General features: G+C 65.0%; 9 protein-coding genes and 1 pseudogene. All 10 read right to left on the reverse strand.

What is annotated here, in order from left to right; translation table 11 throughout:
- A partial coding sequence (locus JCM9942_RS09255; RefSeq protein ID WP_157722846.1) for an HPr family phosphocarrier protein occupies positions 1 to 170 on the reverse strand: 170 nt, incomplete at its 3' end.
- Positions 163 to 555, reverse strand: a complete 393-nt coding sequence (locus JCM9942_RS09260; RefSeq protein ID WP_054659207.1) for a PTS sugar transporter subunit IIA — start codon at positions 553 to 555, stop codon at positions 163 to 165. The genes JCM9942_RS09260 and JCM9942_RS09255, both read right to left, overlap by 8 nt.
- Positions 556 to 619: 64 nt before the next feature.
- Entirely contained in the window at positions 620 to 1,498 is an 879-nt protein-coding gene (gene rapZ, locus JCM9942_RS09265; RefSeq protein WP_054659209.1) for an RNase adapter RapZ, read from the reverse strand.
- Complete coding sequence (gene hprK / locus JCM9942_RS09270) at positions 1,495 to 2,445, reverse strand: HPr(Ser) kinase/phosphatase (protein ID WP_054659211.1); 951 nt, start codon at positions 2,443 to 2,445, stop codon at positions 1,495 to 1,497. Before hprK ends, rapZ begins: the two co-directional genes overlap by 4 nt.
- Positions 2,442 to 2,894: a PTS sugar transporter subunit IIA gene (locus JCM9942_RS09275; protein WP_054659213.1), complete on the reverse strand. Its 453-nt coding sequence runs from the start codon at positions 2,892 to 2,894 to the stop codon at positions 2,442 to 2,444. Before JCM9942_RS09275 ends, hprK begins: the two co-directional genes overlap by 4 nt.
- Before the next feature lie 24 nt (positions 2,895 to 2,918).
- Positions 2,919 to 3,233, reverse strand: coding sequence for a ribosome hibernation-promoting factor, HPF/YfiA family (gene hpf, locus JCM9942_RS09280; RefSeq protein ID WP_054659215.1), 315 nt, complete (start codon positions 3,231 to 3,233; stop codon positions 2,919 to 2,921).
- Between the two features lie 60 nt (positions 3,234 to 3,293).
- Positions 3,294 to 4,706, reverse strand: coding sequence for an RNA polymerase factor sigma-54 (locus JCM9942_RS09285; RefSeq protein ID WP_054659217.1), 1,413 nt, complete (start codon positions 4,704 to 4,706; stop codon positions 3,294 to 3,296).
- 44 nt (positions 4,707 to 4,750) lie between these two features.
- Positions 4,751 to 5,469 (reverse strand): annotated as a pseudogene (lptB, locus tag JCM9942_RS09290) (LPS export ABC transporter ATP-binding protein).
- On the reverse strand, positions 5,469 to 5,996 hold the full coding sequence (gene lptA / locus JCM9942_RS09295; protein ID WP_089153159.1) for a lipopolysaccharide transport periplasmic protein LptA: 528 nt from the start codon (positions 5,994 to 5,996) through the stop codon (positions 5,469 to 5,471). The pseudogene lptB and the gene lptA overlap by 1 nt, the downstream one beginning before the upstream one ends.
- Positions 5,974 to 6,540, reverse strand: coding sequence for an LPS export ABC transporter periplasmic protein LptC (lptC, locus tag JCM9942_RS09300; RefSeq protein ID WP_054659219.1), 567 nt, complete (start codon positions 6,538 to 6,540; stop codon positions 5,974 to 5,976). Before lptC ends, lptA begins: the two co-directional genes overlap by 23 nt.
- Between the last annotated feature and the right edge of the window lie 13 nt (positions 6,541 to 6,553).

Consider the following 6,553-nt stretch of genomic DNA (forward strand, 5'->3'; position numbering starts at 1 on the left):
TTACCGGCGGCCAGCAACATCACGCCCATGATGCTCTTGGCGTTGACCTCGCGGCCTTTGGCCAGCAGCGTGGCGTTGGCGCGGTAGCCGGACAGCAGCTGCACCAGTTTGGCGGTCGCGCGGGCATGGAGGCCCAGGCGATTGGATACGGTGAGTACTTGTTCAAGCATCGTCGATGATGGCTCCATTGCGTGCGCCCGCCGCCGCAGTGGCGGGCAGTTGGTCCAATCCCTGTTCCGGATAGTTCATGACCCGCAGCAGCATCGGCAGACTCAACGCGGACACGCGCCGCACCGGCGTGCCGAGGCGTGCGAGCTGGGCAGCCAGATTGCTGGGGCTGGCACCGTACAGATCCGTCAGCACCAGCACGCCGGCCTCACTCTCCACCCTGCGCAGCGCGGCCGAGGCCTGGGGCAGCAGGGCGTCGAGATCCGCGTCGAACGGTACTTCGAAAGCTTCGGTTTTCAGTGGAAGTTGTCGCAGCAGGTGTCTGGCAACGTCCAGCAGGGCACTGCCGACACCGGGATGGGTAATTAGGAGAACGCCACAGTTCATGTTGGAACGTTAACAGGTCAGACCGAGTCCGCGATAGCGGCAAAGACAGCCTTTTCCGGGCGATTCAATCCTGTTCGCGATGGAAGGTGGCCACGTCCTGCCAGCCGCGATCCCGGGTGTGGCGTGCCAGCCGTTCGGCCAGATACACCGAGCGGTGTTTGCCACCGGTGCAGCCGAAGGCGACGGTCACATAACTGCGGGTTTCGCTGCCGAGTTTGGGCAGCCAGGTGTCCAGCAGGTCCTCGATCTGGCTGACATAACGTACGACCTCGGGTTGGGCGTCCAGGTGCTCGCGGACCTCGCGGTCGCGCCCGGTCAGCGACCGTAGTTCCGGGTCCCAGTGCGGATTCGGCAGGACCCGCGCGTCGAACACGAAATCCGCCTCGGCCGGCACGCCGCGCTTGTAGGCAAAGGATTCAAACAGCAGCGACAGCGTGCTTTCCTTGCTCAGCGTGAAGTCGGTGATGACCCGGCGGCGCAGCTGGTGCACGTTGAGTTTGCTGGTGTCGATCACCGCGTTGGCTTCGCGCCGCAGCGGTGCCGTCAGCTCGCGCTCGCGGGCGATCGCCTCGGGAAGCGACAGGCCCAGGTGGCTCAGCGGATGGCGGCGCCGGGTATCGGCATAGCGCGCCAGCAAGGTGTCGTCGTTGGCTTCGAAAAACAGCAGCCGCGCATCGATGCCGTATTCCCGTGCTGTCTGGCGCCAGCGTGCCAGCTGGCTAAGGTCACTGCGTCCGCGCACATCGATACCCACGGCCATGCGCTGCGGGCTGTTTTCCGTCCCTTCACCGAGCACGCTGCGCACGAAGTCCGGCAGCAGGTTCACCGGGATATTGTCAGAACAGTAGTAATCCAGATCCTCGAAGGTCTTCAGGGCGACGGATTTGCCCGAACCGGACAAGCCGCTGACGATGACGAGAGTCGGGGAGGACGACGCGTTCATGGGGTGCGTTGCTCCAACAGGTTGCTGTGGCGGGCGATGAACATGGCGGCCGGATCGATGCCTTTGGTGCGCAGGATATGCAGCCGGGTGGCCGCTTCGGTCAGCACCGCGAGGTTGCGGCCGGGCATCACCGGCAAGGTGATCAGCGGCACATCCAGATCCAGTACGTGACGCTTGCCCGAATCGCCGGTCAGGCGCTCGTAGCCATAGCTGCCCGGTTCGGTCATCGGCTTGGTCAGGTGGACGATCAGGCGAAGATACTTGTTCTTCTTTACAGCCGTGTCACCGAACATCTGGCGCACGTTGAGCACGCCCAGGCCACGCACTTCCAGCAGATCCTGCAGCAGTTCGGGGCAGGTGCCGTCCAGGACGTCCGGGGCGATCTGGGTGAATTCAGGTGCATCGTCGGCTACCAGCCGGTGTCCGCGGGAAAGCAGCTCCAGTGCCAGCTCGCTCTTGCCCGAACCGGCTTCACCGGTGATCAGCACGCCGATCGAGTAGATCTCCATGAATACGCCGTGCAGGGTGATGCGCGGCGCCAGGGTGCGGGCCAGATGATAGGAGAGGTGGTTGAGCAGCTCGTGACCGCGCTTGGGCGAGATCCACAGCGGCGTCTGCGACTCATCGGCCGCGGCGCGCAGGTCTTCCGGGCAGCCGTGATTCTTGGTGATGACCAGTGCCAGCGGGTGGGCCTGGATGATGCGCTCGATGACCTCCCAGCGCTGGCGCGCATCAAGCGAATCCAGCCACGCCAGCTCCTCGGTACCGAGGATCTGCACCTTGTTCGGGTAGATGGTGTTCAGATAGCCGGCCAGTGACGGGCGCCGGGCGACGGTATTTCCGGCCTCCAGCTCGCGCTTGCCGCCGGCCTGCCCGGCGACCCAGCGCAGGTCCAGGCGTTCGCGCTGCTGGTCGAAGAGTTCACGCGCGGTGATGCTGGTATTCATGCCGAATGCACCCGCTGTGGATCGTCAAGAATCTGCTTGAGAGCTGTTTCATCCGCGGCCTCGCGCAGGGCCGCGCGTATGCCGCTGTCGGAGAACATCTCCGCCAGCTCGGACAGCAGCATCAGGTGTTGATGGGTGTAATGCGCCGGCACCGCCATCGCGAAGACCAGATCCACCGGCTCGTCGCCACCGAAGTCCACGGGTTGCACCAGTCGCAACAAGGCGCCACGGGGGCGTTCAAGCGTGGCCGAGCGGCCGTGTGGAATGGCGATGCCATGGCCGATGGCGGTGCTGCCGACGCCTTCGCGCTCGCACAGGCTCTGGAAAATACGGTCTTCAGCGGCTTCTCGGCAGGCCAACAAACGGGCGGCGGCACGAAGGGTGCTGATGCGATCAGCGGCCGCGAGCACCTGGGTACTCACGGCCGCCATCAGGTCATTCAGGGGCATGTCTGCAACGGGCGAGGGCGTCTGTCAGCCATTGTCGCGCAGTGCATGCGGTGCGTGGGGAAGATTCTTTTCCTTGTACCTGATGACCAGCCGGTCGAGCTTGTCGGCCAGGATGTCGATGGCCGCATACATGGTCTGTGCGCCGGCTTCGGCGTGCAAGGTCTGGCCGGGGAGGTTGGCGCTGGCGTCGACGTGGTGTTCGTTCTTCTGCAGTGACAGTGTCACCCGGACTTCGCAGTGCTGGTCGAAGTGTTTGGCCAATCGCTGCAGCTTGGTTTCCACATACTCCTTCAGGGCGGGCGTGACTTCCACGTCTTTGCCAAACGTCTCGATACGCATCGGATTCCTCCTGTGGTTCGGGGTTGCCTTGATGAACCCTGCGCCGGACCTGCGAATGCTTCAGACGATGCGGACGCGTTCGTGGGAGGCGGAGATGTTCATGGCTTCACGATACTTCGCAACGGTGCGCCGCGCTACCGGTATGCCGGAGGTTTTGAGCATTTCAGCCAGCTTGGCGTCAGAAAGCGGCTTGCGCGGGTTTTCCGCCTCGATCAGCTTGCGGAGCATCGATTGGATGGCGGTGCTGGAGGCTTCACCGCCGCTGTCGGTGTCGATGCCCGAGGCGAAAAACGCGCGCAGCGGCAAGGTGCCGCGCGGGGTGCGGACATATTTGCGGGCGATGGCACGCGAAATGGTGGATTCATGCAGTTCCAGCTCGCCGGCGATCTCGCGCAGGGTCAGCGGGCGCAACGCCTGCGCGCCGAACTCCAGGAACGCGGCCTGGTGATGCAACAGGCGGTTGACCACCCGCAGCAGGGTCTCGCCGCGGGCTTCCAGGCTCTTGAGCAGCCACCGGGCCTCCTGCAGCTGGGCGCGCAGATAGCTGGCATCGGCATCGCCACAGCGGCGGATCAGCTGCTCGTAGCCACGGTGGATGACCACGCGTGGACCGGCATGGCCGGCCAGGGCCGCGCGCCAGACGCCGCGCTGGCGCCACACCACGCAATCCGGGACGACATAGCTGTCTGTGGAAAGCTCGCCGATCTGCTTGCCCGGGCGCGGATCCAGCGAGCGCAGCAGTTGCACCGCTTCATCGACGGCGGCCACCGGCTGTTTCAGCTCCTGGGCGATTCCGGCGATGCCCGCGCGTGGCAGGCGCTCGAGTGGACCGTCGGCGATCACGCGCGCCAGCGCCAGCCCGGCGGTATCCGCCGGCAGGACGTGCAGCTGCAGTTTCAGGCATTCGCCCAGCGTGCGTGCGCCAATGCCGACCGGATCGAAGCGCTGGATCTGGTGCAGTACGGTCAGGATTTCGTCTTCGTCCGCGCGGATATCCGGCAGCAGCGTCTGCGCGATGGCCGCCAGCGGTTCGCGCAGATAGCCGTCGTCATCGAAGGCATCGATCAGCGCTGCACCTATCGTGCGGTCGCGGCTGTTAAGGGGGGACAGGTGCAGCTGCCAGAGCAGGTGGTCGGCGAGCGTTTCCGGCTCGGCCACGCGGTCGCTGGCATCGTCGTCATCGCCGTCGAACGATCCGCTTTTCCCGCCGCCCCAGTCCGGATCATCGGTGGACCAGTCCGGCCGATCCTCGTCCTTGCCGCTGTCGGCCGTTGATCCGCTGCGTTCGCCGGTGTCGCTGGCCGCGGTCTGTTCGGCGTTCTCGGCCCATTCCAGCAGTGGATTGGTTTCCACCGCTTCGGCCAGCTCCACTTCCAGCTCGGTGCTGGACATCTGCAACAGCTTGATGGCCTGACGCAATTGCGGCGTCATGACCAGATGCTGTCCCAGCGATGTCTGCAGCCGTGCTTTCATGCCGGTGCCTGTCCAGGAAGGGCGGATGGCCGGGCGGTCGCCGCTCAGAGGGTGAAGGTGTCTCCGAGATACACGCGGCGAACGTCGGTATTGGCCAGCAGTTCGTCCGGTGCCCCCTGCGCCAGTACGCTGCCTTCATTGAGGATATACGCGCGGTCGCAGATTCCCAAGGTCTCGCGCACGTTGTGGTCGGTGATCAGCACCCCGATGCCACGCTGCTTGAGGTGGGTGACGATGCGCTGGATCTCGCCGACCGAGATCGGATCGACACCGGCGAAGGTTCATCGAGCAGGATCAGGCGTGGCTTGGCGGCCAGCGCGCGTGCGATCTCGCAGCGACGGCGTTCGCCGCCGGAGAGGCTGGCACCGGCCTGCTCGGCAACGTGACCGATCTGCAGCTCGTCCAGCAGCGAAGACAGCTCGCGCTCGCGGCCTGCGGCATCCAGGTCCTCGCGCAGTTCCAGCACCAGGCGGATGTTGTCGGCCACGGTGAGCTTGCGGAACACCGACGGTTCCTGAGGCAGATAACCCACCCCCAGCTTGGCGCGCGAGTACATCGGATCGGAGGTGATGTCGCGTCCGTCCAGCTCGATACGGCCGGCGTCGCTCTCCACCAGGCCCACGATCATGTAGAAGCAGGTGGTCTTGCCGGCGCCGTTGGGGCCGAGCAGGCCCACCACTTCGCCGGCCGCCAGGGTCAGGCCGAAGTTCTTGACGACTTCGCGGTTCTTGTAGCGCTTGCGCAGGCCTTCGGCGATGAGCATTACTTCTTCTCTCCCGGGGTTGCGGCCTTGTTCTTGGGCTGGATCACGGTGCGCACACGGGTGCCGTCGCCGCCGCTCTGCATGGCGCCGGAACGGGTGTTGTAGACCATGCGCTGGCCGGAGTTGGAGCCGCGCTCGGAGTCGACCTTGTAGTTGCCGGTCAGGATGATGATTTCGCTGCCGACGTTGTAATCCATGCTGTCGGCGCGGGCGTTCATCCAGGTGTTGTCGTCCATCTGCTGTTTCAGCGTGGCCTGTTTGCCTGTCAGCACGACACGTTCGGTTTCACCGTTTTTCTGGATCACGTCGGCGGTATCGGCATGGATCTCCAGCGTGCCCTGGGTGATGACCACGTTGCCGCTGAAACGGCACTTGCCGTTGTCACCGGTCATGTTGCAGTCGCTGCTGGTCGAGTCGATGGTCATCGGCTGGTTGCGGTCGGCGGCCTTGGACCAGGCCAGACCCGGCGCAAGGAGGCCGGCGAGCAGAGCGAGTGACGCGAGCTTAGCGGGCAGCAGTGGGTTCATAGCGGGTCTTGACCTGGGAAAGGAGGGAATATTGGCCGGATTTCAGATTGGCCCGGAAGCCGACACCGCTCTGGTGCAGACCGGGGCGGGTCATGGTGACCTGCCCGTCGGTACGGGCCAGATTCTGCTCGGGGAACACATCCAGTGCATCGGTGCGGAAGGTGGTGGGCGGGGTTTTGCCGTCGCTGGGGCTGTCGCCGGCGACATTGCCGCGCAGGCGCATCTCCTCGCCCTTGGCGCTGACCCAGCCGGTGTCCGATTGCAGCTGCCAGTGGTGGCCGGCCGCATCGGGCAGCAGGAACAGCGGACGGGTGATGGTCATCGATTCATCGGCCCGGCTGCGCTCCATGCTGGGCGCCCGCAAGGTGGTGGATTCCTTGCCTTGCTTGTCGAGCGCCACGATCTCGAAATCGCTCAGCACGTAGTCCGAGCGCAGGCTGTCGGCAGCGACCGGAACGGCCGCTTTGCGGTGGTGCCAGGCCGACCAGCCGCTGGCCAGCGCGGCCGCTGCCAGGCCAATGCCGAGCAAGGTGCGCCAGTTCATCGTGCATACCTCG

Origin of the sequence: Stenotrophomonas pictorum JCM 9942, from assembly GCF_001310775.1 — a bacterium.
In the GTDB taxonomy this organism is placed as follows: Bacteria; Pseudomonadota; Gammaproteobacteria; order Xanthomonadales; family Xanthomonadaceae; genus Stenotrophomonas; species Stenotrophomonas pictorum.

Bases quoted from the DNA above. Each gene is read 5' to 3' on its own strand.
- JCM9942_RS09260 (WP_054659207.1), bottom strand. From the start codon at position 555: ATGAACTGTGGCGTTCTCCTAATTACCCATCCCGGTGTCGGCAGTGCC.
- rapZ (WP_054659209.1), bottom strand. From the start codon at position 1,498: ATGAACGCGTCGTCCTCCCCGACTCTCGTCATCGTCAGCGGCTTGTCC.
- hprK (WP_054659211.1), bottom strand. From the start codon at position 2,445: ATGAATACCAGCATCACCGCGCGTGAACTCTTCGACCAGCAGCGCGAA.
- JCM9942_RS09275 (WP_054659213.1), bottom strand. From the start codon at position 2,894: ATGCCCCTGAATGACCTGATGGCGGCCGTGAGTACCCAGGTGCTCGCG.
- hpf (WP_054659215.1), bottom strand. From the start codon at position 3,233: ATGCGTATCGAGACGTTTGGCAAAGACGTGGAAGTCACGCCCGCCCTG.
- JCM9942_RS09285 (WP_054659217.1), bottom strand. From the start codon at position 4,706: ATGAAAGCACGGCTGCAGACATCGCTGGGACAGCATCTGGTCATGACG.
- lptA (WP_089153159.1), bottom strand. From the start codon at position 5,996: ATGAACCCACTGCTGCCCGCTAAGCTCGCGTCACTCGCTCTGCTCGCC.
- lptC (WP_054659219.1), bottom strand. From the start codon at position 6,540: ATGAACTGGCGCACCTTGCTCGGCATTGGCCTGGCAGCGGCCGCGCTG.